Genomic DNA, 24,363 nt, shown 5'->3' on the forward strand with positions numbered 1-24,363 from the left:
GCGGGTCGAAGAGCCGCGTTCGATCAGTCGTACGTGATCGAGTCGACCCCGATCACGTACTTCGAATTTCGGCTGAGCCGGATCGGGATGCCCTGGGCATACCGGTTCGCGAGCTTCCGGTCCGAACGGTCGAACTTGATCTCGACGACGAGGGTGTCGGGAAGGTTGGCGGGGTGCTTCAGGTTCGGCTTCGCGCAGTGGCGTTGGTCGTAGACCCGTTGGTTCCAGTCGACAGTCAGCCGGACCCGCCCGTCGCGCGAGACGAAATAGCGACGCTCGTACCGATTGACCAGGACAGGCTGCGGGTTCGCGTCGAGCCAGATCCGTGCCGGGTCCGACAGCTGCGCGCGCAGAGAGCACCGGAACTCCGACCACGAGACGCCGACCAACGGCGTAGCTCCGACGGGAAACGAGAGCTTCCAGCCGACGCTGCTTCGGCGGCGTTTGACCTCGAGCGTTCCCTTGTCGGGGTCGTCCGTGTCGCCGTACCAGCGGTAGCGCACCTTCGAGCGAGCACTCGCCCCGGAGATGTTCTCCTGGTAGGCGTAGAGATCGAAGGTGTCGAAGTAGACGTTGTTGACCTGGCGCATCGGAAAGGGCTCGTGGAAGCCCGCCTTGTTCGCGCGGACCCATCCGAGCAGTCGGGGTAGCTCCGTCGCACGAGCGACGAACTTGACCTCGTAGCGGAGCTCGTCGGGCACGGCAGGCGCACTCATTTCTTCATGTACCCCTGCTTGTAGAGCTCGTCGATGTCCGCATCCTCCGGCTCGAGCTCGGTGCCGTTGAGCACGACCCGGCTCCCGAGCTGGGCGAGCCCGTCTCGGCCGACGTCTCGAAGCTCGATCCCGTCTGCCACGATCCGGGAGGGGCCATACTCCGGCTTTTTGACGTAGGCCATGATCGCGACGTGTCGGATCCGCTCGAACTGGGAGTCGGAGATCTCCGTTTCGGACGCGTCCTTGCTGGCGAGGGCCGTGCCGGCATCGTCGACGTAGGCGCCGGAGATCTTCGCTCGGCTGCCTTCGCCGATGGACAGCGCCTTGTCGTGGACCCGGCTGAGGGTCGGGCCCTCGACCGTGATGTCGGAGCCGCTCACGTCGATGCCGTCGCCGCCGATCGTCTCGTACGATCCGCCGACGACGCGACCGGTCACGAAGTCTCCGTCGAAGGCGTCCGACGGCGTGTTCACGAAGGCGGTGTCGATCAGCTCGAACTCGGAACGCACGAGGTTGAGGGCATCCTCGCTCTGGTTCGATTCGAATCGACAACTCTCGATCCGGACGGGCGCGTCGTGGAGCGTGACGCCGCCGGTCAGCTTCCAGCCGTTCCGGTCGATGCCGTTCGTGTTGAGGACGACCACGTGCTCCCAGTGGTGGGGCGCGTCGGAATGGAGCGAAGCCAGGCCGCCCCACAGCGAATCGTCGTCGAAGCTCCGGAGGACGATCGGTGATTCGGCGCTGCCGCGGAAGGTCAGGGGGCCGTTGGCGACCAGGACCTGCTTCTCGTCGAAACGCAGGGTCGTCCCCGGGCCGATCGCGAGCCCGATGCCATCGGGGAGGATCACGCTGCCGTCGACCCGCCAGTCGCCGGGAGCGACGCGCAATTCGTCGGGTGCGTCGGTTCGCTCGAGGAAGGGGTGTCGAGCCAGCGTGTCTTCCAGAGCCGGGGGCTCCAGGGGATGACGATCGAGTGACGGGAAGTAGGCCGTAGCCTCGAGCGGGTGATGGTGGCGCTGCCCCTCGACGCGGTACCGGCCTTCGACCGGCCGCATCGTCTCGACTTCCCAGTCGCTCTCCGCCTCGGCCTCTGCCTTGACGAGCGCGGGCTCGAAGCGGACCCGGACGGGGGAGGGGGGCTCTTCCAGGGGCGTGGGCGGCAGCGTGATGGGGAGCGCGTCCGGCTCCGTCAGGATCAGGGGATCCCGCTCCAGGTCGCCCTTGGCGGGGTGGAAGAGCGCGTCCACGACGACGGGCACGGACAGGACGTTCACGAACTCGAGGTAGTGGCCCGCTTCGTCCTGCTGCAGGTACGTGCGGACGGCGTCGGGATAGCGCGCTTGCGGCTGGACCATCTCCGGTCGGAAGAGGTCGAGGTTCTCTTCGGTGACGTCCGCGAGGATCGCCGCGCGCCTTTCGACGCGCTTCATCTTCAGGCCGGTGCGCATCGGGAACTCCCGATTGAGGATCGCGAGCATCGGGGCTTCGATCTCCTCGACGCGTTCGGTCGTGACGCCGTCGCGGGTCTCGCCCGCGATGCGCGCCAGATTCCGGACGAAGGCCCCGCGCATGACCGGGTCTCGCAGCAGGCGCTCGGGAAAGGACTCCGCCAGCGTGCTCATGCCCGTTCCGGTGTAGATCGCCTGCATGTTGACGTCGAAGGCGATCGGCTCGAGGCGAAGCGTGATGGGGTTCAGGAAGAACCGCATGTTGTGCCAGCGAAGCGCGTGTCGGATGCTCCAGACCTCCGAGACCGCCATGAAGCGGGTCATCTGCTCGACGTCGAAGACTTCCGAGGCTGGCAGCCGGTCTTCGAGGAAGCTTCGCATGAGACCGGTGGCGATCTCGAGCTGGGTGGTCAGGTCTCTCGACTTCCGGATCGTCGAGCTTCCGAAGGGCTTGATCGGCGCGACGTAGAAGTTCTCGAAGGGGCCGTGGATGCCGTTTCGCATCTGGTTCGCGAAGAACGCGTCCTCGTTGAACCGGATGATCACGCCCTCCTTCCGCTTCTGGGATTCGAGGATCTCCTTGGAGAAGCTCTCCTCGACCGCCATCAAGCCGATGTCGTCGCCGTTGATGGACACGTCGACGAACGAGTAGCGCGGGGCGAGAACGCCTTCGCGGCGGTAGTGGTCGAGGACGACGGGCTCCGCCTGGAAAGCCCGGGTGCGGGGCGCCTGGATCGAGAAGCGGCGCATCCCGAAGATCTGGTCCTTCTTCCTCGTGTGGATGCGCATCGACCACTTCTCGCCTTCGAGGTGGTCGGTGTAGTCGCCCTTCAGCCGGAGCTTCACGCGGACCTCGCGCTCCCCGATCCGGATCGTCGCGGGCACGAAGTCGTCACCGCTCGACTGCAGAAGGCCCTGGGCCAACGCCTGGTCGCGCTTCTCGTGGAGCTTGTGGAGATGCTTGTATTTGATGTCGATGTGGAGGCGCGGCACCTCTTCGCCCGACAGCACGGCGCGAGCCCATCGAACCGGAGCGCCCGTGACGGCGCTGATCGCGTCGTTCGCGGAGGTGGTGCCCGTCAGGTTCTGGATCGACGGGCGGAGGAAGTCGAGGAACGCGACACCGCCCAGGAAGGAGAGCGCGGTCCACGCGACGAGGGCAACCACGGCCCCGAAGACCAGGAGGCGGCGGCGAGACCGTCCCTCGCCGGGAGAGGGCGTGGAAGAGGCGACCTGCTTTCCGGTTCTGAACTTCATGGAGGGCCGGCGTTCCTTGCGTCGCCACGTTCGAGCCCGCCGAGCGCTCGCAGGCGAGTGCTTCTCTCGCCGAGCGCCCGCAGGCGAATGATCAGACGCTTGGGAGCTGGTTCTGGTCGATGAAGGTGACGCCGATTCCCGGGAAGGAGGAACGGAGATCCTCGACGAGCGCCGAGATCTGCTCGGGGGTCGCGACGTCGAGGAAGAAGGTCACTTCCATCGTGTCGTCGTTGGCGTCCAGGCGTCGGAGATCGCCGTTCTCCGAGTGACGCGCGACGACCTCGCCGAGCGCGTCCATCGGTCGCTCGCTGCCCTCGGCCGGGCTGAAGTTGACCGAGAGATAGAGGTTGCGCTGGGTCTCTCCCTCGCGCGACCAACGCTGGATGCCGACGATCAAGAGAATGAAGGAGACGGCGAGGACCGTCGGGATGATCTGATCGGCGCCGAGGCCGAGGCCCGTGGCGATCGCGATGAAGAGGTAGGCGAGCTCCTCGGGCTCCTTGATCGGGGTCCGGAAGCGGACGATCGACAGGGCGCCGACGAGGCCGAGAGAGAGCGCGAGGGAGGACTTTACGACGGTGATGATGAGGACGGTCGTGAGGACCAGCAGCGGAAAGACCTGCGCGAACTCGGTGCGGTTCGAGAGCGTCGAGCCGAACCGCTCGAAATGCCAGCGCAACACGAACGCCAGTACGACGCCGACGACCAGGCTGATCAGGAGCGACGAGATCGACAAGGGCGCGGCTTGAGCCAGGCCCAGTCCCAAACTGTCCATGGACGCTGTTTCCTCCGGGGAGTCGCGCTCGGTTCATTTGCCGGTCGCGTGCGCTTCTCTGGCACTTTTCGGTGAAATCGTATTTGGCTGAACCCGAATGTTCAATCGGTGGGGCCCGTAGATCCGAGACGTTGCTGACGTTCTCGGATGAGTGCCGTTGAGCGGGCCGATTCGAAACGGGCTCCGACAATTTCTTGTGCCGAGCCGGGATTCGCGAGATAGTGGTAAAAACCCTTCGTGCGAGTCTCGGTCGCTCATGAGCCGAGGGGGAGTGAAGGCCCCAGTTGATTAGCAGGTTCTCGGTCCTCATTCGCTTCCGGCCTCACCGCACGTCTCTCAATCGGACTTTCCAAGGCTTGCAACAGATCATGAAACCCGCTCGGGAAGACAAGCTCTCGGTCACTGCGTCGATCGGGTTCCGGCTCGCACTGATCGTCGGGCTGACACTGTTCATCGCCCAGACCGTCGAAGCCCAGTCCTATCCCCATCCCTGGATCGTCGGACACCGCGGCGGACGGGTCCTTCGGCCCGAGAACACGCTGCTCACCTACGAAGAGAGCCTGGAGAACGACGTGACCGGCGTCGAGATCGACGTCTGGCTGAGTTCCGACGGCTTCCCTGTCTGTCATCACGACGAGACCCTCGACCGTACGACCAACGGGACCGGGCCGATCACAGATCAGACGCTGGCCCAGCTTCTGACGCTCGATGCGGGGTTCTGGTTCGGCAGCGGTCAATACACGGGGACGCCGATGCCGCGTTTCGAGGAGGCGCTGGATGTCGTCGACGGGTCGGGCAAGCTGTTTCTCGACATCAAGGACGTTTCCTACGTGCCCACCGTCGTTGACTACCTCGAGGCCGACGAGTTTCCTGCGGACGACGTCTGGGTATGGAACCGCTTCGGGACGGGGCCGCCGTTCAAGGCGCTGATGCCCGGTGCCCACGTCCTTACCGTGACGACGCCTCTGCTCGAACGAGAAGCGCGAATCCATCAGCGAGCCCTCCTCGGAGAGGACGGGGTCGCTGTGACGTATACCCGGCTGGACAAGGCGTACGTCGATCTGGCTCACAGCTACGGCATGCTGGTGCTCTCCAATACGGTCGTTTCGCCTCGATGGCAGGAACAGATCGACATGGGGGTCGACATCATCGTCGCGAGCCACCCCACTCTTTTCGCGAGCCAGTACCTCCCGCAGCCCGATCCGCAGTGTGCGGACGGCGTCGACAACGATGGAGACGGCTTGTTCGACTATCCGGACGACCCGAGTTGTTGGGGACCCGAAGACGACGCCGAGCTCGCCGCTTGTAGCGACGGCGTCGACAACGATGGTGACGGCCTCGTCGACTATCCCGACGATCCCGGCTGCTACGCGCCGTTCTATCCGATCGAAGATCCGCAGTGCAGCGACGGTGTCGACAACAACCGCGACGGGAGCATCGATTTCCCGGACGATCTGGGCTGCTTTGCCGCGTACGACCAGGGTGAGCTCCCGGCGTGTTCCGACGGCAGGGACAACGATGGCGACGGGCTGGTCGACTATCCGGACGACACGGGATGTTCGACTGCGTCTGCCGTCACGGAGCGTCCGGAATGCCAGGACGGGCTCGACGACGATGGCGACGGCCTGATCGACTACCCGAGTGATCCCGGTTGTGACAGCGCAAGTGATATTTCCGAGGAGTCGGGGATCCAGCCTTCCTGCAACGATGCGATCGACAACGACGGGGACGGCTTCATCGACTTCCCCGACGATCCCGAGTGTCTCGGGTACAACGACGACTCCGAAGTCGCCGAATGCAGCGACGGACTCGACAACGACTTCGATGGACTCTCCGACCTCCTGGACCCGGACTGTCTCTCTGGCGCGGATCTGACCGAGCGCGTCGAGTGCGCGAACGGGCTCGACGACGATGGAGATGGCTGGATCGATACCGAAGACTTCGGCTGCTCGGACGCTTCCGACGCCACCGAGGCCGGGCAATCGGCCGCCGTGCCCGCGTTCGGCCCATTCGGACTGGCTGCGCTCGTAGTCGCGCTGGCGACGGCAGCGGGTAGTCTGGCGAGATCGCGACGCGGCGATTCGATCGCGCTCGACGAACGGGGTTGATCGACCGGATGCCGCACGGTCAGACTCGTACAAGAGCGCCTTCGTCGATCCTGGCGCACCTCCGATTCGCAGAGCCTCCTCCCAGCCGGTTGAGCTCGTTCGCGTTTCTGGTGCTGTTTCTGCTCTATCTCTCCGTTCCCGCCTACGGAGAGGGCGTGATCGGCGTCGCGCATCGGGGCGGTCGGATGCTGGGGCCGGAGAACACGCTCGAGGTCTTCCAGCTCTCGATGAATCTCGGCGTGACCCCGTGGCTGGAGACCGACTCCTGGGAGAGCAGCGACGGTGTTCTGATGCTCCACCACGACCGGGATCTCTGTCGTACTACGGACATCGAGACATGGCCGGGATACGACTGCGTGGTGGAGGAGAACAATCCACTGGGACGTTTTCCGCGGGTCGCGGACTTCACGGCGGCGGAACTCAAGACGCTTGACGCCGGCTCGTGGTTCTCCCCGGCGTTCGCCGGCGCCGAGATGCCCACGCTCGAGGAAGCGCTCACCCTGGTCGACGGGACGGGCACCCATCTCGTTGTCGAGGTAAAGACGGTCGGTCAGGCGGTGATCATCGAGGAGATCCTCGACCGGACGGGCATGTCGTTCGACAACCTGATCATCTGGGCGCGGGCGCCTTTCGCCTACCAGGAATTCCACACTCATCTGCCCGGGATTCGCCAGATCACCGGCATCTTCGACCTCGGGTCGGTCACTCATGCTCTGCTCGCGCAGCGCGCGGCCGCTGGCGACTATGGAATCGCCTTCCACGCCGTCGGTCTGACGAGGAACATGGTCGAGCGCGTTCAGTCCTACGGGCTGATCACGTACTCGGTTCCGACGCCGACCGGCCAGGACACCTGGGAGCAGCAGGTGCCGTTGGGGGTCAATGCACTTCACGTCGGCAACGAACTCGCCTGGGCGGATTACCTGGCGACGAGGCCTTGCATCGATCGGCTGGACAACGACGGGGACGGATTCGCGGACGCCGACGGAATCGATCTGGATTTCGACGGCGTTCCCGAGATCCCCGCCGACGCAGGGTGCCTGCGTCGCCTCTTCGAGACCGAGGTCTCCGACTGCCAGGACGGCGTCGACAACGACGGCGATAGCCTCATCGACCTCGACGACCCTGGGTGTACCGGTCCGAACTCGCCGACCGAGTACTCGATCGAGGCGCAGGTCCCTTCCTTTTCGAGCGGCGGACTCCTCCTGCTGTGCCTCGCGGTCGTGAGCGTGGGGGCGTTCTTCAGTCGAAGGGGCTTTTCCGGCGCCTGAAATCACGCCCTGCCTCACCCCGAACGCCTGCGAATCCACCTCCAACCCGCAGTGACCGCCGTCGGATCGACGTGCATCCGGCGGACGACGAACGACAGCATCAGGAGATGCTGGATGCCGAGCGAGGTCCCCGTCGCGATCGCCGCGCCCATCGATCCGTAGCGCGGGATCAGGAACCAGTTGAGGACCAGGTTGAGGGCCGCGGTCCCGCCGTTGAAGAGAGCGGCCAGGTTCTGCTGGCTCGTCATGGTCATGAGGGCCGCGACGCATCCGCAGAGCGCGCTGACGGTCTGTCCGACGACCAGCCAGACGAGGGCCGAATGGCCTTGCCGGAACTCGGGACCGAAGATCGCGAGGGCGTACTCGCCGAGGAGGATGAATGCGATCGCGGCGGGCAGCGTGAGTGCCGTGATCAGCAGGCCGGAGGTGCCGGCGATCCGCTCGAGCGCGGGCGGATCATCGCTGCCGTACGACTCGGCGATCATGGGCGCAGCGATCGCGGCGACGGCCTGGAGCGGGAGGAGCAGGATGACGGCGAAGCGGCTCGCGGCCGCGTAGAGCGCGACTTCCTCCGGCCCCTGCAGCCACCCGAGCATGATGATGTCCGCTCGATTGTGGATCAGGCTCATGCTGCCCATCATCAAGAGTGCGAGCGAGACCGAGGTCCATTCCCGGGATCCGGCGAAGTCGGGGGCCTCGGTTCGTGCGCGCGTCGGGAGGAATCGCCGCTCCCACACGCGTGACAGGGCGAGCGCCGTGACGGCACCGCAGACCATCGCCAGCATCGCCCCCTCGGTCGATCCGGCGACGCCGAGGGCGGCCGCTCCGAGCAGGAGGACGATCGTCGTGCCGGGTCTGATCACGCCGTCGACGGCGATCGCGAGCCCTGGACGCTTGAGGCCCCGGAGTACTCCGTCCTGGAGCGAGGCGAGGGAGAGCAGGGGGATCAGCAGGAGCGAGAGGAAGAAGGCCTCGTCTGCACCGTCCCCGGTTCGCGAGGCGACCGTACCGGCCACCAAGGCGAAGACCACCGACGTCAGGAGGACGCGCGTCCGGGCCTGGCGAAGCAGGCCTCGAAGTCGGCCGAAGGCCTCGCGGCGTACGTAGTCCGCCGTGAATCGGACGATCGAGTTCGTGTATCCGAGTCGAGCGATGAACGAGAGGACCGTGGCCCACGAGAAGGCGTAGGTGTAGGTCCCGTACGCCTCCAGGCTGAGCGTTCTCGCGAGCACGAGGTGCAGGGCGAATCCGATCAGGACCGCGCCGATCCGGAACGTGAACGAGGCGCCCGCGCCGCGCGCGAGCTGTGCCCGGAGACCGCCTCCCTTCAGGACTCGATCGAACAAAGAGCCGGCCATCTCATCCCATGCTCGTAGGGGCAGGTTGCAGGATGCAGTGGGGCTTCGCTCTCTGGACCAGGCGCGGAATCATGGGCGGAGCCGATTTGCCTCGAGGCTTGACGGATGCGACGCATCCCCGGAGCGGGAAAGTACCGAATCCGCTCGATGGGGCCTCGCTCGACTCGCGCGCGACACCGGCGACGCACGCTTCGGACGAGGATCGTGATAGATTCCGGGCGCGCCGGGCGTCGATCGAACGCGACGGCGAAGGGGGAGCCTGCGCCGTTGAACCGTTCAGAACCGCTTCCGATTCGCGCAAGAATCGCTTCCATCCGGACCGGACGCTCAGGAGAGGGTCGACCGGACGCCGAGCGAAGGCGGGTGCGGCTCGGGCATTCCCTGCTCTTTCTGGCGGCTGCGCTCCTCTGCGCCTGTCAGCTCCCGGCTGGCACAGACCGCCCGAGCTTCGTCGACGGTTATCCCGCCTTCCCGGACGCCGATCCGACCTTGGCGCTCTTCCATTTCGTCGTCGAGATTCCCGCCGGCACGAACGACAAGTGGGAGGTCGACAAGCAGACCGGCGGCCTGCATTGGGAAGAGAAGGATGGGCGCCCCCGCGTCGTCCAGTACCTCGCCTATCCCGGCAACTACGGGATGATCCCGAGCACGACCCTGCCGGAGGCGATCGGAGGCGATGGCGATCCGCTCGACGTGCTCCTCCTCGGGCCGGCCCTCGAACGCGGAAGCGTGGTCGTCGCGCGCCCGATCGGCGTTCTCCGCCTCCTCGACGGCGGAGAACGGGACGACAAGATCCTCGCGGTTCGGGAGGACGGCCCGCTCTCGGACGTGCGGGACCTCGCGACGCTCGACGCGAAGTACGCGGGCGCGCGAACCATCGTCGAGACCTGGTTCACGAACTACAAGGGTCCGGGCAAGATGGTTTCCGACGGATTCGGAGATGCGGAAGAAGCGCTGGCCGTCATTCGTGAAGCGAGCCGCCATTTCCTTGAGCGCTCGCGGCGCCTCCTGGAGCGCTCGCCGCGCCCCCTGGAGCGGTAGCGGCGCCGCACGGCGGCGGGCGGGGCGTCAGGGGGCGGCCTTGCGGGCGGCTCGGAAGCGGGCGAAGAGCAGGCTCGCGAGATTGCGAACGGCCTTTCCGTTCCACCGCGCCACGACGAAGGCCGGTCGCGGTGGCGGCCCCCAGTACTCCTCGAGGTGCTCGAACTCGCTGTCCGTCGCGACACTGCTGGTGTTGACGAGGTCGGTATCGGTCCAGTGCTCGTGGATCACGCCCCACGGATTCGCCCAGTAGTCGTAGATCTGTCCGCCGTAGCGATGGCGGCCGACGCCCCAGATGGGCTTGCGCCGCTCGGCCTTCAGGTGCTGGTGCCCCGCCATGAGGTCGTCGAAGTTGCCGACCTCGAAGGCGATGTGCTGCACGCGCACGCCTTCGTCGAGGGCGTACTGGAATCCGACGGCGTGGTGGTCCACGTACTCTTCGCCCCGGTCGACGTGGGCGAAGCGCATCTGGGTGCTGCCGTCGGGCAGGTGGACTTCGTCCGACTTTCGGAGGCCGAAGTGCGCCTCGTACCAGTCGTGGAGTCCGGCAGGATCGGGGCTCTCGAGGACGAGGTGGCCGATCCGGCGGACGTGGGAGGCGCCGGGGCGAATGCCGGGGAGGGGGCCCTGACGTCGGCGTTCGCCGTTCATGTTGTACTCGTGCGCCGGCGCCGCCGGGATCGGCTCGAGGGTGGCCTGGCCGTGCACGATCTCGATCCGCTGGCCGTTCGGGTCCGTCAGGCGGACGACGTGGCCGCCGGCGGGCTCGTCCAGCTTCTCGATCGCCGAGGCGCCGTTCACGCGGGCGATCGACTCGAGGTCCGCCTCGCTGTCGACTTCGAACGCGATCGCGAGGACGTCCGAGGGGCCTTCGGTCAGGACATAACAGTGGCTCTCCGCGTCGGTTCCGCGAAGGTAGGTCGCGCGATCGGTTCGAGCGGCGATCTGAAGCCCGAAATCGAGCAGGAACGCCTCGGCCTCGGGCCGGTCCGGCGCGGCCACGCGGACGTAGGCGAGTCGCTTCACCTTGACGAGCGGTTCGGTCACGAGACACCTCCGAGGATCTGATCGACTGCCGAGCGCAGGTCGTCCGCCGGCCTGTCTGGGAGCGACGAGGCGCGCCAGCCGACGTGTTGGTCCGGGCGAACGAGCAGCGCGCCGCCGCGTTCCATTCCGCAGGTCGCGGCCCAGGCGGCGTCTTCCGGCTGGGCATCGACGCCGATCCTGACGTGGACGATTCCGGGGCGACCGGCGTCCGCGATCGCGTCCGCCCAGCGCTCGTGCGCATCGAAGCTGACGAGCGTCATCGTCCCGTAGTCGACGAGGTCGAGGGTCGAGCGCCGCGCTCCGTCGACGTCGAGCCAGCCGTGGGGCAGCCGCGCGCCCGGGTGCGCCGTGGGGACGTATTCGCGCGGCGACTCGAGGGGCGGGGGGCTGCCTTCGGGCACGAGCGCGCCGGTCTCGTAGACGTAGCCGAGCTGGAGCCCCAGCATGTCGAAGTGCTCGGCCTGGGCCTCGCAGGCCGCCACGACCCGGTCTCGCTTCTGCGGGTCGGAGAGGCTCGACGCCATGCGAGCCGTGGTGGGTTCCGTGTCGGTCCCGAGCGCCTGCGGAATCAGGACCATCTTGAGCGCGTTCTTGAGGCTCTGGTTCGTGTTCTCCCGCGCGACCGCCAGGCGTTCCTCGGCGTAGGTGTCGAGGAGGTCCGCCGAGGCGCGTCCCTCCTCGACGCTACAGAGCTTCCAGACGAGGTTGTGGGCGTCCTGGAAGCCGCTGTTCAGGCCGAGGCCGCCGGTCGGCGGGAAGCGATGGGCGGCATCCCCCGCCAGGAAGATGCGATCGCGTCGCATCCCGTCGGCGACCTGGGAGCTCATGTGCCACGTGCCCTTGTGAAGGAGCTCGAGGGGCACGTCCCCGCCGATCGCACGATGGACCAGGGCCTTGCAGCGCGCGTCGTCGTAGTCCGCTTCGCTCTCGCTGTCCGGGTCGAAATCGTGCATGTAGACCCACTCGCGATCGATGTCGTGGGCGATGAAGGCCCCGCCGGCTTCGGGATCCATCACGAAGTGCAGGACGCCCGGACGATCGCGGACCCGTTCGCGGAGGTCGGCCCCTACGTGGATCATCAGGAAGCTCTGGATGCGCTGCGGCCCCTGCATCTCGATTCCCAGGGCCTGGCGGACGCGGCTCCCGGCGCCGTCCGCGCCGATCACGTAGCGGCTCCGGACCTCGACGGTCTCGTCGGTGGAGAGGTTGCGCACGACGGACGTCACGCCGTCCGCGTCCTGGAGGCTGCTCTCCCACTGCCAGCCGTAGCGGAGATCGATCTCCGGTCGCTTCCCCACCTCGTCCGCGAGGACCGGCTCGAATCGGTGCTGCGAGAGATTGCGAAGGGGCGTCGGCGTGAAGCGGAGGCATTCGTCGCCCTGTCTCTCGAAAGGCAGCGAGCCGATCAGCTCTCCGGCCAGCCGGGTCACGAAGCGGACGTGGCCGGCGTCCTCGGGCTTCTTGCAGGCCGCGTCGATCGCGGCCATGTCGAGTCCGGCCTGGCGACAAATCTCGAAAGTGCGCGCGTTCACGACGTGGGCGGCGGGCGCGGTCTGGGGACCGTCGCGGCGTTCGAGGACGAGGCTCGGTTGGCCTCGCTTCGCGAGCAGGAGGGCGCCGATCATGCCAACCGGGCCGGCACCGACGATCAGGAAGGGAACGTCCAGGGTGGCTTCGGGCATGGCGTTCTTCTCTCTCTGCTCAGCGCAGGCCGGCGGGCTTCGCGTGGACCTCGGCCCGACCGCGCTGGCGAGCCGTGTCGATCCGTTCGGGGAGGAGGCCGTGGATCTTGCGTTCGTTTTCGCGACGTCCTTCGAGATTGCCTTGCCGACCGAGGTCAGCCCGGATCGCTTCGGCCCTCTCCTTCGAGGCGACCGGGGGCGCTTCGTGGGCTCGTCCCAGCGGTCGACGGGCATTGAATCCAAAAATGATGAATTTGTCAATATTGGGAAAGATGGCAATTCTGCTAGCGTGGCGTCATGCCGGAGACGCCGATGCCCGCCCGTACGCGGGGCTACAAGAAGAAGGAACGGACGCGACGCCAGCTGGTCGAAGCCGGCGTGCGCGCGCTCGCCGCGAAGGGCGAGGGGCTGACCGTGAGCGACGTCGTCGCGGAGGCCGAGGTCTCGAACGGCACCTTCTACAACTACTTCCCCGACCGCGAGGTGTTCATCGACGCGGTCACCGAGCACTCGGCGCTCTCTCTGGCGGCGGACGCCGCGAAGCAGCCGATCGAGGATCCCGCCGAGCGCTTCGCTCTCGCCACGATGGGCATGCTGCGCCGCGCGCGGAGGGACGAGACCTGGGCGCGCGTGATGCTGCGTCTGGTGAGTCGTCCGGGGTCGGGGCTCGATCTGAGTCGCTATCTGAGCGAGGACCTGAACGAGGGGTACGCGCAGGGGCGGTTTTCGGTCGGCGCGGAGGATGCGGCGCTCGATCAGGTCGCGGGGCTCGTCGTGATGACGATGCGGCGCTTCGTCGACGGCCGGGCGCGAGAGGGCGCGGAGCGCGAGGCGGTGGAGCGAGGGCTCGTGGCCCTCGGCGTGGACGCGGCCGAAGCCGCAGGACTCGCGCTCCGGGCGGAGGTCTCCGAGGGCAACGGCGTCGAGTAGCGCGCGGTTCGGGCCCGCGTCCTAGATCGGTTCCTCGGCGAGCTTGCGGAGCGCCTGCTCGACCGGGTTCACGGGCATCCGCCGGACGAGCGCGTTGCGGAGGCCCCGTAGCAGCGGGTTCGCGATCATCCCGATCTTGCCTATCCGCTGAGAGCGGGAACGCACCCAACGCACGCGGCGCGCACGCCGCCCCGCGAATTTCCCGAGCCGCTCGGAGATCGGCGCCTCCCCGGCCCTCGTCAACTCTTCCACGAGGACGGCCGAGTCCTCGAGCGCCATGGCAGCCCCCTGGCCCATGTTGGGCGGCATGGCATGGGCTGCGTCGCCGACGAGGACGGTTCGGCCGCGATACCGGTCGCAGGGGGCCAGGTACTCGAGATCGTCATGGATCAGCTGGTCGGGCGTCTGGAGGGAAGAGAGGATCTCCGGAACCTGTCCCCCGAAGACGCCGAAGGTTTCTCGAAAGCGTTCCAGTCGCCCTTCGAGCGGGTCCGGCTGGCCGTAGGGCGCGTGGACGACGGCGAAGCAGTACAGGTGATCGCTCCCGATCGGAACGATTCCGAACTCCATGCCCGGCCCCCACATGATGTCCTGAGTGATCGAGCGCGTGGGAATCGGAACGGCCATTCGCCAGCAGGTATGACCGGTGTAGCGGATGTCGACGGGACCGATCGAATGCTGGCGCACGGCGGACCGGATGCCGTCGGCACCGATCACCAGGTCGACCTCTCGCGTGCGTCCATCGGTCAGGGTCACCTCGATCCCGTCCGGCCGTTCGGTCATCGCGTCGATCGTCGTTCCGAACGAGATCGGAACGTCCTTCGCGGCGCCGAGGAGCGCTTCGTGGAGCGCCACGCGATGGATCGCGACGGTGGGGCCGTGATCGGCGGCGATGCTCCGGAAATCACCCGTGCTGAGCGGCTCGCCCCGTTCGTTCGTGATCGCACCGGCACCGAGGACGTGGCCCGCGGCTTCGACCTCCTCCGCGATCTCGAGCCTCCGGAGCACGGCCATGGCGTTCACGCTCATGACGATCCCTGCGCCGGTGGGCGCCCAGTCGTCGCGCCGTTCGAGCACTTCGCACTCGATGCCCGAACGGTGGAGGCCTGCGGCGGTGGCGAGTCCTGCGATTCCCCCGCCTACGATCAACGCTCGGCGGACGGACTTCGGTTCGGGGGGCTTGGGCATGAGCGGCTCCTTGGGGTGGCTCGGGGAAGAGAGAGTCAGGTCGATCGGTTCGGCAGGTTCATCGCCGCCAGCGCGATCCGTTCGAGACGGGCGATCCGCTCCGCCGGCCGAATGCGTCGCTCGCCGAGCAGGGCGGCGCCGTAGAAGAGCTCCTGATCGAGGATCGCCATGACGGCCAGCAGGGCGGACTCGATCGCTCGAGCCCTGCGTGCTCGGCTCGAGCCCTTCGCGTCCAGCGCGGAGGCGAGCGCGTCGCCGGTGTCGCGAACGAGTTGTTGCCCTCGTTGGGCGAAGACGCGATCCGTCAGGGATTCGATCAGGACGGCGCGAAGCAGGCCCGCGTGGACGGCCTGGAGTCGGACAGCGCTCCCGACGAGCAGCTTCGCGAACGGTCCGGGCGGTAGCTTGGCGCCATCGAGACGTTCGACGGCGTCGGCGACACCCTCGCGCGCACTGTCGTGCATGCGCGCGTGCAAGGCGTGAAGGAGCTCGTGCTTGCTCTCGAAGCGCGCGTAGAACGAGCCGGCCGAGGATCCTGCCTCGGCGACGATGTCCTTGACGGTGACGTCCACGAAGGCCCGCTCGTCGAGGAGTCGCGTGCAGGCGTCGAAGAGCGATTCGAGGGTGCGGCGGCTTCGCGCCTGCTTCGGCGCACGGGCCTTCCCCGGCCCCCCGGTCTTGTTCTGCGTCGTGCGCGGCATGAATTAGAACTAGAATAATCGTTCTGTTTATGTCGGCGCAAGGGCTGCGCGTGATTTCGTCTCTCTCCCTGCCGCGCAGGAGGGGATCCCCGCGCCGCGGTGATCCCGCCACCGTTTCCTGGCGGGGGGATTCGACTAAGATCGTGACGGCTCATCGGTCGCGATCGACCCGACGAAAGGGCATGCCATGAACAGCCTCGTGAACAGCGTCACGATCACCCCTCTCTACGCCGCGCTCCTCGGCCTCGTCCTGCTCGTGCTGAGCGGACGCGTGATCGCCTCGGTTCGCGCGAAGGGCGTCGGAATCGGCGACGGCGGCGACGCGGACAATCTCGTCATCATCCGCAGCCAAGCGAACTTCGTCGAATACGTACCGATGATCCTCTTGCTGATCGCCTTCGCCGAAGCCGGGGGAGCTTCGGATGCGTGGATCCACGGCCTCGGCGGCACGCTGCTCGTCGGCCGAATCCTCCACCCCTTCGGCATGTCGCCGAGCCCGGACCCGAAGCCGGCCCGCTTCATCGGGACGGTGTCGACGCTTCTGGTGCTGCTGACCGTGTCGATCCTGCTGCTGATGCAGCAGATGTAGGAAGCGCGCGCGGTCGGTCAGAGCATCGACCGGTATCGCCCGGGCGGCATGCCGATACAGCGCTTGAACTCGCGGCCGAAGTGGGCCTGGTCCGCGTACCCCGAAGCGAAGCCGATCTGTGCGAGGGAGGCCTCCGTCTCCGCCAGCATTCGTGCGGCGTGGCGACCGCGAAGCTCGCGAACGAGCGTGCCTGCGTTCGTTCCGGCGGCTTCGAGGCGGCGCTGCAGGGTGCGCGCGCTCATACCGCAGCGGCTGGCGAGATCGGCGACGGTCCAGGCGCGTGCGGGGTCGCGCGTGAACTCGACGCGCAGGCGGGCCTCGAGGGCTTCGGGATCCGTCGGCGGTTCGTCGGCCGTCGGTGGGACCGGCCGCTCGAGGCGATCCCACTCGAGCCACCAGGTCGCGCTGTCGGTCGTGTCGGAGAGCCTTGCCAGGCAGGGCTCGTCGCCCGAAACGAAGGGAACGCCGTCCCCGAATCGTGCGCGCACTCCGCGCCCGCCGGCTGCTCGGATCAGGGCGAGGACGATCCCGGCGATCAGCAGGTCGTCGACGGGCGCTGGCGCCTCGCCCTGGGTCGCGGCGTGGCGAGCGCCGAACCCATGCTCCGAGGCGTCGAGGGTCTCGGTCCGGTGTCGGGAGTGGAAGAACCGTTCGAGGCGCTGCCAGCGGAGAAGCGCGTCGGCGGGATCGGTCGCGCGGCGAAGCACGGTGACCGATGGGTCGGAGCGCGCGCGCATCAGTTTCTCGCCGAGGGAGAGGATCAGGTGCGGACCGCCGTGACCGAGCGCCGCATCCAGGAGCGCGCGCTTCGCGGTGTGGGGCGCCCGGGACTCGCCCCGGACGGCCGTCGCGAATTCGAGCGCGATCCCCATCCGCTCGAGTACGCGTCGGACGCCGTTGTAGAGGGCGGCGCTCGTCTCGTCGGGAGCGCCGCTCAACGGAACCTCGCGAGGAGCGCTTCGGGTCGGACGGGCAGCCGGGTGGCCGGCTGGCCGACGAGCCCGGCGAGGGCGTTGCTGATGGCGGCCGCGCCCACGATCGCGGTCTCGCCGGCACCGGTCGGGATTGTCGCGTCCGCGGAGACGAGTTCGATCTCGATTTCCGGCACGTCGCCCACGGTAGGGACGCGATACGGGCCGGGTGCATCCGCGTCGATCCGCCCGCCCGCGACGCCGAGTCGTTCGCTCAGGACCATTCCGAGCCCCCAGATCAAGTTGCCCTCGATCTGTGCACGGACCTGGTCGGGATTCACGACGAGCCCGCAATCGTGCGCGCAGACGAGGCGCCGTACGCGAGGCGTGCCCGTGGTCTCGCCGAGTTCGACGTCGGCGACGACGGCGGCGTAGCTCATCTCCTTGTAGATCCCGCAGGCGAGGCCGCGACCGCGTCGCTCGTCGCCCTCGGTCCAACCCGCGAGCTCGGCGGCGCGGGAGAGGACTCGGCGCAGTCGTTCGTCGTCGATGTGCGCGAGGCGAAAGGCGAGGGGGTCCTGCCCAGTCGCCCGCGCCGTTTCGTCCACGGCGCTCTCGACCGCGAAGTGGTTCGGCGCGGCGCCTAGTCCGCGCCACGGTCCGGTGTCGACGGGGATGCGAACGTCCGAGAACTCGACGCGCGTTCGGTTCGCCGCGTAGGGCGGGTCCGCGCCGCGCGCGACGCCAAAGTCGCCGATCAGGCTGGTCGCCTTCTGGAGCCACGCCGGCATCGCGGCCGACGTGAAGATCACGTGCCCCGACTTGAAACGGTGGTGCCAGTCCGTGATTCGTCCATCGTCGCCGACGCGAACACGGAGACGGTGCGTCGAAGGAGGTCGGTGATAGCCTCGTTGGAAACAGTCGGAGCGCGTCCAGGTGACGTTGACCGGGCGCCCGACTGCGCGCGAGAGGAGGGCCGCCTCGACGGCTGGCCAGTAGAGGCTTCCCGAACCGAAGCCACCTCCGAGACGCTGGCTGTGGACCACCACGTTCTCGGTCGGGAGGCCCAGATGCTTGCGAACGGCGTCGCGCACGAAGAAGGCATCCTGGGTCCCCGTCCAGATCTCGGCGCGATCGTCCTGCACCTCGGCGACCGCGCATTTGGGCTCCATGCAGAGGTGGGCCGCCATCGGGACGTCGACGCGGAGGTCGACGGACCAGCCCCTGTCGGTCTCGACCCGATCGCCCCGGATCTCGTGCTCGAGCGCGTGCTCGTTCGCGTCGATGTCCATGGCCGCGTCGATCGCCCCCTGGTCGACCTCGCCGTCGACCTCCCAGCGACAGGCGAGGGAGACGAGCCCGCGTTCGAGTGCCATAGGCGTCTCGGCGACGACGCCGACGCTTCCCAGGAACTCGACGACCGAGACGACGCCCGATTCGCCCTCGGCGGCTCGTGCCTCGAATCCGCTCAGCCGGGCACCGAGTTTCGCGGGTTGGGCGAACCGGCCGTAGAGCATGCCCTTTCGTCGGACGTCCCCGGCGAAGAGCGCGCCGCCGGTCACGATCTCCCGAATCCGGTCTGTCGCGTGGGGCTGGCCGACGTGGCGGCGCCCCTCCGGCGCGAAGCTACGAAGGGAGAGGCCCTTCGATTCGATCCCTTCGAGCAGGATGGGCTCACCGGCGGCGAGCGTTGCCCAGTCGAGGCGCTTCCCGCCGGCGGCCATGCCGTCGTCCGAGTGCGTGACGTCCGCGGCCGACACGTCGAGCTGCGTCGCGGCGCGATCCACGAGGGCTTCGCGCAGGTTCGCCGCTGCGATGGCGAGGGGACGCGCGTAGTCGAGGATCGATTGGCTACCAACGGTCGAGCCCACCGGTTCGATCCGATCGGTGCGCAGCAGCGAGAGGAGGACGCGTTCTGGCGCGATCCCGATCTCCTCGGCCACGATCGCGCGAAGGCTGGCGCTGATTCCCTGTCCGATCTCCTGTCGAGGCGAGACCAGACGAAAGTGGCCCTGCGCGTCGAGTTGGAGCCACGCGTGGCCCGCGCCCGCGTCCGGTGCGCCGGAGGTCGGGAGCGGCGGCAGGAGGCGGGAACAACCCGGGAATGCGATGAGCGCCGTGATCCCCGTCGCCGACCAGCCGAGCGCGCGAAGGACGTCGCGCCGGCGTACGCGCGTCGCCCCCGCAGCGCTCACGATTGCGCCTCGGCCGCGCGACGGATCGCCTTGCGGATCCGTGCGTAGGTCCCGCAGCGGCACAGGTTTCCGGACATGGCTCGCTCGATCCGTTCGTCGTCAGGCGCAGGCTCCGATTCGAGGAGCGCGGCGGCGCTCATGATCTGTCCGGCCTGGCAGTAGCCGCATTGGGGCACCGATTCGTCGATCCACGCCTGCTGGACGGGATGGAGCGTTCCGTCCGGGTCGGCGAGTCCCTCGATCGTCCGGACACGCCGCCCTTCGAGCGACGAAACGGGCAGCAGGCAGCTTCGTTGTGGCGCGTCGTCGACGTGGACCGTGCAGGCGCCGCAGGCCCCCACGCCGCACCCGAACCGCGTACCGATCAGGCCGAGGCCGTCGCGCAGCCACCAGAGCAGCCGTGCCTCTCGCCAGGCCTCCGGAATCTCGATCGATTTCCCGTTGATCTCGAGCTTCACTGCGGCCCTCCCGGCCGGCCGAGGGCGTGCGACCTTCCGGAGGAGAGTGTGCTGTATCTCGACCCGTCGCGATTGAATATTCGCGCCAACCGAGCCGGGCCGAGAGGCGGAGCATTCTGGTCGGCTCGGAGACGGAGCGGGTCGCCTAGTCGGAGGCCAGCATCTTCCGCCCGATGCGCTCCGCGACCATCACGCAGCCCAGGTAGGTGTTGCCGGCCGGAATGATCGGCATGACCGAGGCGTCGGCGACGCGGAGGTTCGCGATCCCGCGCACGCGACCCTCCGCGTCGAGGACCGGGCCCATCGGGCAGGTGCCGACCATGTGGCCGTAGCTGATCGTGTTCCGTTCGAGGGCGGCCTGTCCGGCGTCGGGGTCCGCGAGGTCGTGGGGCATGAGCGGCTCGGCGCCCAGGGTGCGGAAGGCTTCGGAGCGCTCCCAGTCGGCGACGCGATCGAGCGCGTGCCGGAGGATCCGGGGCGCGTGGTCCGGCAGAGGCGGCGCGACGACGACCGGGGTGCCGTCGGGCGTGATCCCCAACCGCACGCTCCCACGACCGCTCGAACAGAGCAGGAAGACGGCGAGCACGAACATCGTCTTCTCGACCTCGGCGTCGAGGGGCTGTCGCGCGGGATCGTGGAGCGAGATCGGCATCAGGTGATGGTCGACGCGCGCGCCGTCCGACGCGCCGACGTAGACGATCTGTGCGGGACCGGCGATCCCGCCGCGCGGACCGGGGTGGGTGTAGGGGATGCCGGGACCGAGGTGGTCCGCCATCGTCGATCCGACCGGGAGATCGGCGTGGACGGCGAGGCCGTATTCGCCGAGGTGTTCCTTCGGACCGACCCCGGATCGAAGCAGCATCGCCGCCGTCCAGATCGCGCCTGCGGTCACGACGACTTGGTCCGCCTCGATCTCCTCACCGCTCGCGAGGACGACGCCGCGCGCGGCGCCGCCGGCGATCTCGATCCGTGCGACCTCGGCCCGTGTCCAGATCTCGAGGTTCGGGCGCGCGCGGACCTCGTCGTCCAGGAAAGCCAGACTGGTGCTCACGCGCCGCGTGTTCTCGTCGATCGTGACGGGGAAGACCCCGACCCCCGGAAGCGTTCGTGGGTCGTTGATGTCGGCGCTCGCCGGTTGACCGCACTCGACCATCGCCTCGCGGAATGCCAGCTGGCTCCGGCTCATCTCGTCCGGGCGCCAACGACGGACGGGGAGGGGGCCGGTCGAGCCGTGGATCGGGGCGTCCCCGAAGTCGAGGTCCCGTTCGACGGCCGCGAACGTGCTCTCGACGTCCTTCCAGCCCCAGCCTTCGAGCCCGGCCTTCGCCCAGTCGTCGTAGTCGGCGGGCTGACCGCGCAGGGTCGCGAGCCCGTTCACCGCCGACGTGCCGCCGAGGATGCGGCCCTGGATCATGGGGACCGGCCCCGTGTCGCTCGTCATGGGCTGGACGATCAGGTGCTCGCCGACCCCCGGCCAGCGGTCCGGCGCGAGGGCGGGGTCGAGCATCCCCTCGTCATATTCGGCGTGGTCGGGGCCGGCTTCGAGGAGGGTCACGGCGAAGCGCGGGTCTTCGCTGAGACGGGCAGCGAGGACGGCGCCCGAGGTCCCGCCGCCCACGATGAGAATGCGTCTCGCCTTCGGGTCCACGTCGCTTCCCCCGTGTCGCGCGCCGCATGCCCGATCGACCGCACACTTCCGGGTCGACCGAGCGCGACCGCCGCACGCGCGACTCGCACGGTCGCCCAGATCGATGGGCTGCGCGAGGGACGAGAGTCAGCGGACTTCGAGCTCGAAAGCGCGCGCGGGGCGGACTCGGGAGGCCGCGCGCCTCAGCGCGCGATCAACGCGTCGACGCTGTCGTTGAAGCGCGCGAGCGCGCCCTCCATGCCGGCGGTTCGCCAGCCTCTACGCCGATCGCGAGGAAATCGAGACCGCGTCCGCGCGATCCGGACGCGTGGGGCCACGCCTCAGGTTCCCGTCTCGCTCGCATGGAGCGCCGGCAGGAAGCCCGCGAGCGTCGTCATCTCTTCGAAACAGTGCGCCTCGAGCGCCTGCGCCGCCGCACGGGGGACCAGCCGTTCTCGTGCGAAGCGCGTACTGGCGAGCTTCTGCGCGAGTCCGCCCAGCAGGTCGGTCTCCACGATCCCCATCCAGAAGTGGCTGCGGAGCTGGCATCCCCATTCCGTGTCGTAGGCGGCGTGGACCATGCGCGCGATCGTGACGTCCCGCCGATCGAGGGGGCTCACCTTCGCGCAGACGAAGAGGCGGCCGGCCGTCTTCGCCTCGGGGCCCATGTTCTCGGTCGGGTCGACGAAGGTGATCGCCAGCTCGTTCATCTTGCCCCCGATGGTTTCGTGGACGAGATGAGAGGCGCCGATGTGGGTCCCGGGCGACTTGTTCGCCCAGTCCATCCAGACGTGGTCGCGGGGGTGCCAGCGTTTGTAGTGCTCGGTCGTCTGCATGTAGGTCCCGAACCACCAGGCGATCATCTCGGCGCGGACGCCCGGCATGCGGGTCAGTGCGGCGACGTGATAGACGCCGTCGTCCTGCCGCTCCACGCCGCTCTCGAAGGGGAGTGCGTCGGGGGTGTGGAGCAGCATGCGATCGGTGTAGTGCATGGGGGACCTTCGCGGGCGAGTGGTAGACCGTACCGGGGGCGTCGATTAGGGTCTAGCCATGCACGCTGACCGCCGATTCCGATCGCTCGTCGCCCTCGAAGACTTCGCCTCGCCGGCGATCGCCCGATGATGGCCCTCGGCGAGCGGGACGGCGTCGCCACGCTGACCCTCGACGACGGTCGCGCGAACGCGATCGGCCGCGCGTTCCTGGCCGAGCTGAACGAGAAGCTGGACGAGATCGAGCGCTCGGCCGCCCACGCGCTGGTCGTCTTCGGCCGCCCGGGGATCTACTCGGCCGGGCTCGACCTGAAGGAGCTTCCGGAGCTCCCTCCGGACGAGCTGAGCCGAACGGCCGGTGCGTTCGTCGAGGCGATGCGCAGGCTCTTCCTCTTTCCGAAGCCGATCATCGCCGCGGCGGACGGCCACGCGATCGCCGGCGGGATGATGATCTACCTCTCGGCCGACGTCCGCGTCGCCGTCGACCGCGACGACGTGCGCATGGGCCTCAACGAAGCGGTCACGGGGATCCCGATCACGGCGGGGACCGCCGCGCTCTGCACGACGTCCATCCCGCCTCAACACCACAACGAGTTGATCCTGCACGGCCGACTCGTGAGCCCCCGCGAGACCTTCGACCGGGGAATCACCGACGAGCTGGTGTCGGACGCCGCCGATCTCGAGCGCGCGTCGCTCGCTCGGGCGGAGGCGCTCGCGGACGTGGATCCCGAGGCCTATCGCCTGAACAAGCGCATACTCCGTGAGCCCGCATGGGAGGCCGCCGTCGCCAGGAGCGCCCTGCTGAGGGCCGACGCGTCGACCCGCAACCCGTTCGAGTCGATCCGGCGCTGAGTCGCGAAAGGGCTCCTTCGGCGAACTCCACGTCCCGTCGGTGGTCTCCCGCGGCGCTATGATGCCGCCCGGCCGTCGCCGAGGCGTCGGACGAGGAGACCCCGTGGCGAGCACGATCCTGACCAAGGAAGAGCTGCAGTCCTATTGGCTCGATGGCTACGTCCTGAAGCGCGGGCTGATCGACGCCGACAAGGTCCAGACCCTGCGCGACCGCTTCCAGGCCGTGACCCACGGGTCGATTCCGCCGGCCAAGGGCATGCTCGTGATGCGCGACGTGCTCGTCGCCAAGGGCAAGGTCCAGGCGGCGACGCCGGAAGAGGAGATCGCGAAGATCCAGGACTTCGCGGAGGACCCTGTCTTCTTCGGCTACGCGAAGGACGACCGGATCCTCGATGTCGTCGAGCAGATCATCGGCCCCGACATCCAGACCCTGCACACGATGCTGATCAACAAGCCGCCGAACGTCGACGGTCGCCACCCGCTCCATCAGGACCTCGTCTACTTCGGGTTCCGGCCGGCGGACAAGATCGTGGCGGCGCAGACGGCCCTCGAGCCGATGACCCGGGAGAACGGGTGCCTCTCCGTCGTCCCCGGCTCCCACGATCGCGGACTGATCGACCACGAGACGATGCCGTGGGAAGGCGCGAACGCCGGCTACTGGGGCGCCAAGGGCGTGGGGGCCCATCCCGACCGCGTGCACGTCGAGCTCGAGCCGGGCGACACGCTCTTCTTCCATCCGGTCCTCCTCCATGGATCGGGCCGCAATCGGAGCAACGGATTCCGTCGCGCGATCTCGGGGCACTACGTGTCGGCGGAGTGCGTGCGGACCTGGGCGACGCCCGACGAGGACAAGCGGCAGTTCACACTCGTGCGAGGCCGCGCCCACGACCATGCGCCGCCGCCGAAGGACGTGATCCCCCCGGCGATTCCCGTCGATCGCGATACGTACCAGGCGCTGCGCCAGCGCGAGTCCCGACGCGGCTAGCGTCGCGGGGTCGTCGGCCGATGCGCATCGGATGAGACGTGGACCGTAGTCTGCACCCGGCACGCATCGTGCGATGTCGGTCTGCATGTCGTCTACGCCCTTCCTGCGCCGCCCACCCCACTGCCCCAACCCCGACTGTGATTTCCATGCAAATCCAGCCGGTTGGCGATTTCAGAAGAAGGGCTTCTACGAACGAGAGGCACGGCCGCGCCGGATCCAGCGGTACCGCTGTACGCAC

At 68.1% G+C, this 24,363-nt stretch carries 20 protein-coding genes; 7 read left to right on the forward strand and 13 right to left on the reverse strand.

Annotated features, from left to right (window positions below):
- Nucleotides 1-23: 23 nt before the first annotated feature.
- The 3 genes from NXI30_27840 to NXI30_27850 form a co-directional block, all read right to left on the reverse strand.
- Nucleotides 24-716: a polyphosphate polymerase domain-containing protein gene (locus NXI30_27840; GenBank protein ID MCR9098049.1), complete on the reverse strand. Its 693-nt coding sequence runs from the start codon at nucleotides 714-716 to the stop codon at nucleotides 24-26.
- On the reverse strand, nucleotides 713-3,421 hold the full coding sequence (locus NXI30_27845) for a CotH kinase family protein (protein ID MCR9098050.1): 2,709 nt from the start codon (nucleotides 3,419-3,421) through the stop codon (nucleotides 713-715). Before NXI30_27845 ends, NXI30_27840 begins: the two co-directional genes overlap by 4 nt.
- Before the next feature lie 91 nt (nucleotides 3,422-3,512).
- Entirely contained in the window at nucleotides 3,513-4,196 is a 684-nt protein-coding gene (locus NXI30_27850; protein MCR9098051.1) for a DUF4956 domain-containing protein, read from the reverse strand.
- A 368-nt stretch (nucleotides 4,197-4,564) separates the two neighbouring features.
- Between NXI30_27850 and NXI30_27855 the strand changes: the two genes are divergently transcribed.
- Both NXI30_27855 and NXI30_27860 read left to right on the forward strand, forming a co-directional pair.
- A complete protein-coding gene (locus NXI30_27855; GenBank protein ID MCR9098052.1) occupies nucleotides 4,565-6,304 on the forward strand; it encodes a hypothetical protein in 1,740 nt (579 codons plus the stop codon).
- A 110-nt stretch (nucleotides 6,305-6,414) separates the two neighbouring features.
- Complete coding sequence (locus NXI30_27860) at nucleotides 6,415-7,572, forward strand: hypothetical protein (protein MCR9098053.1); 1,158 nt, start codon at nucleotides 6,415-6,417, stop codon at nucleotides 7,570-7,572.
- Nucleotides 7,573-7,586: 14 nt separating this feature from the next.
- Here NXI30_27860 and NXI30_27865 read toward each other — a convergent pair whose 3' ends face one another.
- The gene (locus NXI30_27865) at nucleotides 7,587-8,930 is read right to left on the reverse strand and encodes a flippase (GenBank protein ID MCR9098054.1); all 1,344 of its coding nucleotides are present in this window, start codon (nucleotides 8,928-8,930) and stop codon (nucleotides 7,587-7,589) included.
- Nucleotides 8,931-9,293: 363 nt separating this feature from the next.
- Here NXI30_27865 and NXI30_27870 point away from each other — a divergent pair, with 363 nt between their 5' ends.
- Nucleotides 9,294-9,971 carry an inorganic diphosphatase gene (locus NXI30_27870; protein MCR9098055.1) on the forward strand — a complete coding sequence of 226 codons (678 nt, stop codon included), beginning with the start codon at nucleotides 9,294-9,296 and terminating at the stop codon, nucleotides 9,969-9,971.
- Nucleotides 9,972-9,998: 27 nt separating this feature from the next.
- On the opposite strand, the gene NXI30_27875 is transcribed toward NXI30_27870, so the two are convergent.
- Entirely contained in the window at nucleotides 9,999-11,018 is a 1,020-nt protein-coding gene (locus NXI30_27875) for a VOC family protein (protein MCR9098056.1), read from the reverse strand.
- Nucleotides 11,015-12,700 (reverse strand): FAD-dependent monooxygenase, encoded by a 1,686-nt coding sequence (locus NXI30_27880; protein MCR9098057.1) that lies wholly within the window; start codon nucleotides 12,698-12,700, stop codon nucleotides 11,015-11,017. Before NXI30_27880 ends, NXI30_27875 begins: the two co-directional genes overlap by 4 nt.
- A 312-nt stretch (nucleotides 12,701-13,012) precedes the next feature.
- Between NXI30_27880 and NXI30_27885 the strand changes: the two genes are divergently transcribed.
- Nucleotides 13,013-13,630, forward strand: a complete 618-nt coding sequence (locus NXI30_27885) for a TetR/AcrR family transcriptional regulator (GenBank protein ID MCR9098058.1) — start codon at nucleotides 13,013-13,015, stop codon at nucleotides 13,628-13,630.
- A 21-nt stretch (nucleotides 13,631-13,651) separates the two neighbouring features.
- On the opposite strand, the gene NXI30_27890 is transcribed toward NXI30_27885, so the two are convergent.
- Together NXI30_27890 and NXI30_27895 are read right to left on the reverse strand one after the other, a co-directional pair.
- Nucleotides 13,652-14,818, reverse strand: coding sequence for an FAD-dependent monooxygenase (locus NXI30_27890; protein ID MCR9098059.1), 1,167 nt, complete (start codon nucleotides 14,816-14,818; stop codon nucleotides 13,652-13,654).
- A gap of 35 nt (nucleotides 14,819-14,853) precedes the next feature.
- The gene (locus NXI30_27895) at nucleotides 14,854-15,519 is read right to left on the reverse strand and encodes a TetR/AcrR family transcriptional regulator (GenBank protein ID MCR9098060.1); all 666 of its coding nucleotides are present in this window, start codon (nucleotides 15,517-15,519) and stop codon (nucleotides 14,854-14,856) included.
- 187 nt (nucleotides 15,520-15,706) lie between these two features.
- On the opposite strand from NXI30_27895, the gene NXI30_27900 reads away from it, so the two are divergent.
- On the forward strand, nucleotides 15,707-16,108 hold the full coding sequence (locus tag NXI30_27900; protein ID MCR9098061.1) for an MAPEG family protein: 402 nt from the start codon (nucleotides 15,707-15,709) through the stop codon (nucleotides 16,106-16,108).
- A 17-nt stretch (nucleotides 16,109-16,125) separates the two neighbouring features.
- Here the strand turns inward: NXI30_27900 and NXI30_27905 are convergent, their stop codons facing one another.
- From NXI30_27905 to NXI30_27925, 5 genes are all read right to left on the reverse strand, one after another.
- Nucleotides 16,126-17,046 (reverse strand): helix-turn-helix transcriptional regulator, encoded by a 921-nt coding sequence (locus NXI30_27905; GenBank protein ID MCR9098062.1) that lies wholly within the window; start codon nucleotides 17,044-17,046, stop codon nucleotides 16,126-16,128.
- A complete protein-coding gene (locus NXI30_27910; protein MCR9098063.1) occupies nucleotides 17,043-19,214 on the reverse strand; it encodes a molybdopterin-dependent oxidoreductase in 2,172 nt (723 codons plus the stop codon). Before NXI30_27910 ends, NXI30_27905 begins: the two co-directional genes overlap by 4 nt.
- Nucleotides 19,211-19,672: a (2Fe-2S)-binding protein gene (locus NXI30_27915; GenBank protein MCR9098064.1), complete on the reverse strand. Its 462-nt coding sequence runs from the start codon at nucleotides 19,670-19,672 to the stop codon at nucleotides 19,211-19,213. The genes NXI30_27910 and NXI30_27915 overlap by 4 nt, the downstream gene beginning before the upstream one ends.
- Nucleotides 19,673-19,817: 145 nt before the next feature.
- Complete coding sequence (locus NXI30_27920; protein MCR9098065.1) at nucleotides 19,818-21,320, reverse strand: GMC family oxidoreductase N-terminal domain-containing protein; 1,503 nt, start codon at nucleotides 21,318-21,320, stop codon at nucleotides 19,818-19,820.
- A 320-nt stretch (nucleotides 21,321-21,640) separates the two neighbouring features.
- Nucleotides 21,641-22,291, reverse strand: a complete 651-nt coding sequence (locus tag NXI30_27925; protein ID MCR9098066.1) for a hypothetical protein — start codon at nucleotides 22,289-22,291, stop codon at nucleotides 21,641-21,643.
- Nucleotides 22,292-22,417: 126 nt separating this feature from the next.
- Between NXI30_27925 and NXI30_27930 the strand changes: the two genes are divergently transcribed.
- Entirely contained in the window at nucleotides 22,418-23,140 is a 723-nt protein-coding gene (locus NXI30_27930; protein ID MCR9098067.1) for an enoyl-CoA hydratase/isomerase family protein, read from the forward strand.
- Between the two features lie 103 nt (nucleotides 23,141-23,243).
- The gene (locus NXI30_27935) at nucleotides 23,244-24,125 is read left to right on the forward strand and encodes a phytanoyl-CoA dioxygenase family protein (GenBank protein MCR9098068.1); all 882 of its coding nucleotides are present in this window, start codon (nucleotides 23,244-23,246) and stop codon (nucleotides 24,123-24,125) included.
- Nucleotides 24,126-24,363: the final 238 nt, after the last annotated feature.

The organism is bacterium (assembly GCA_024742285.1).
Taxonomy (GTDB): Bacteria; Myxococcota_A; UBA9160; order UBA9160; family UBA4427; genus UBA4427.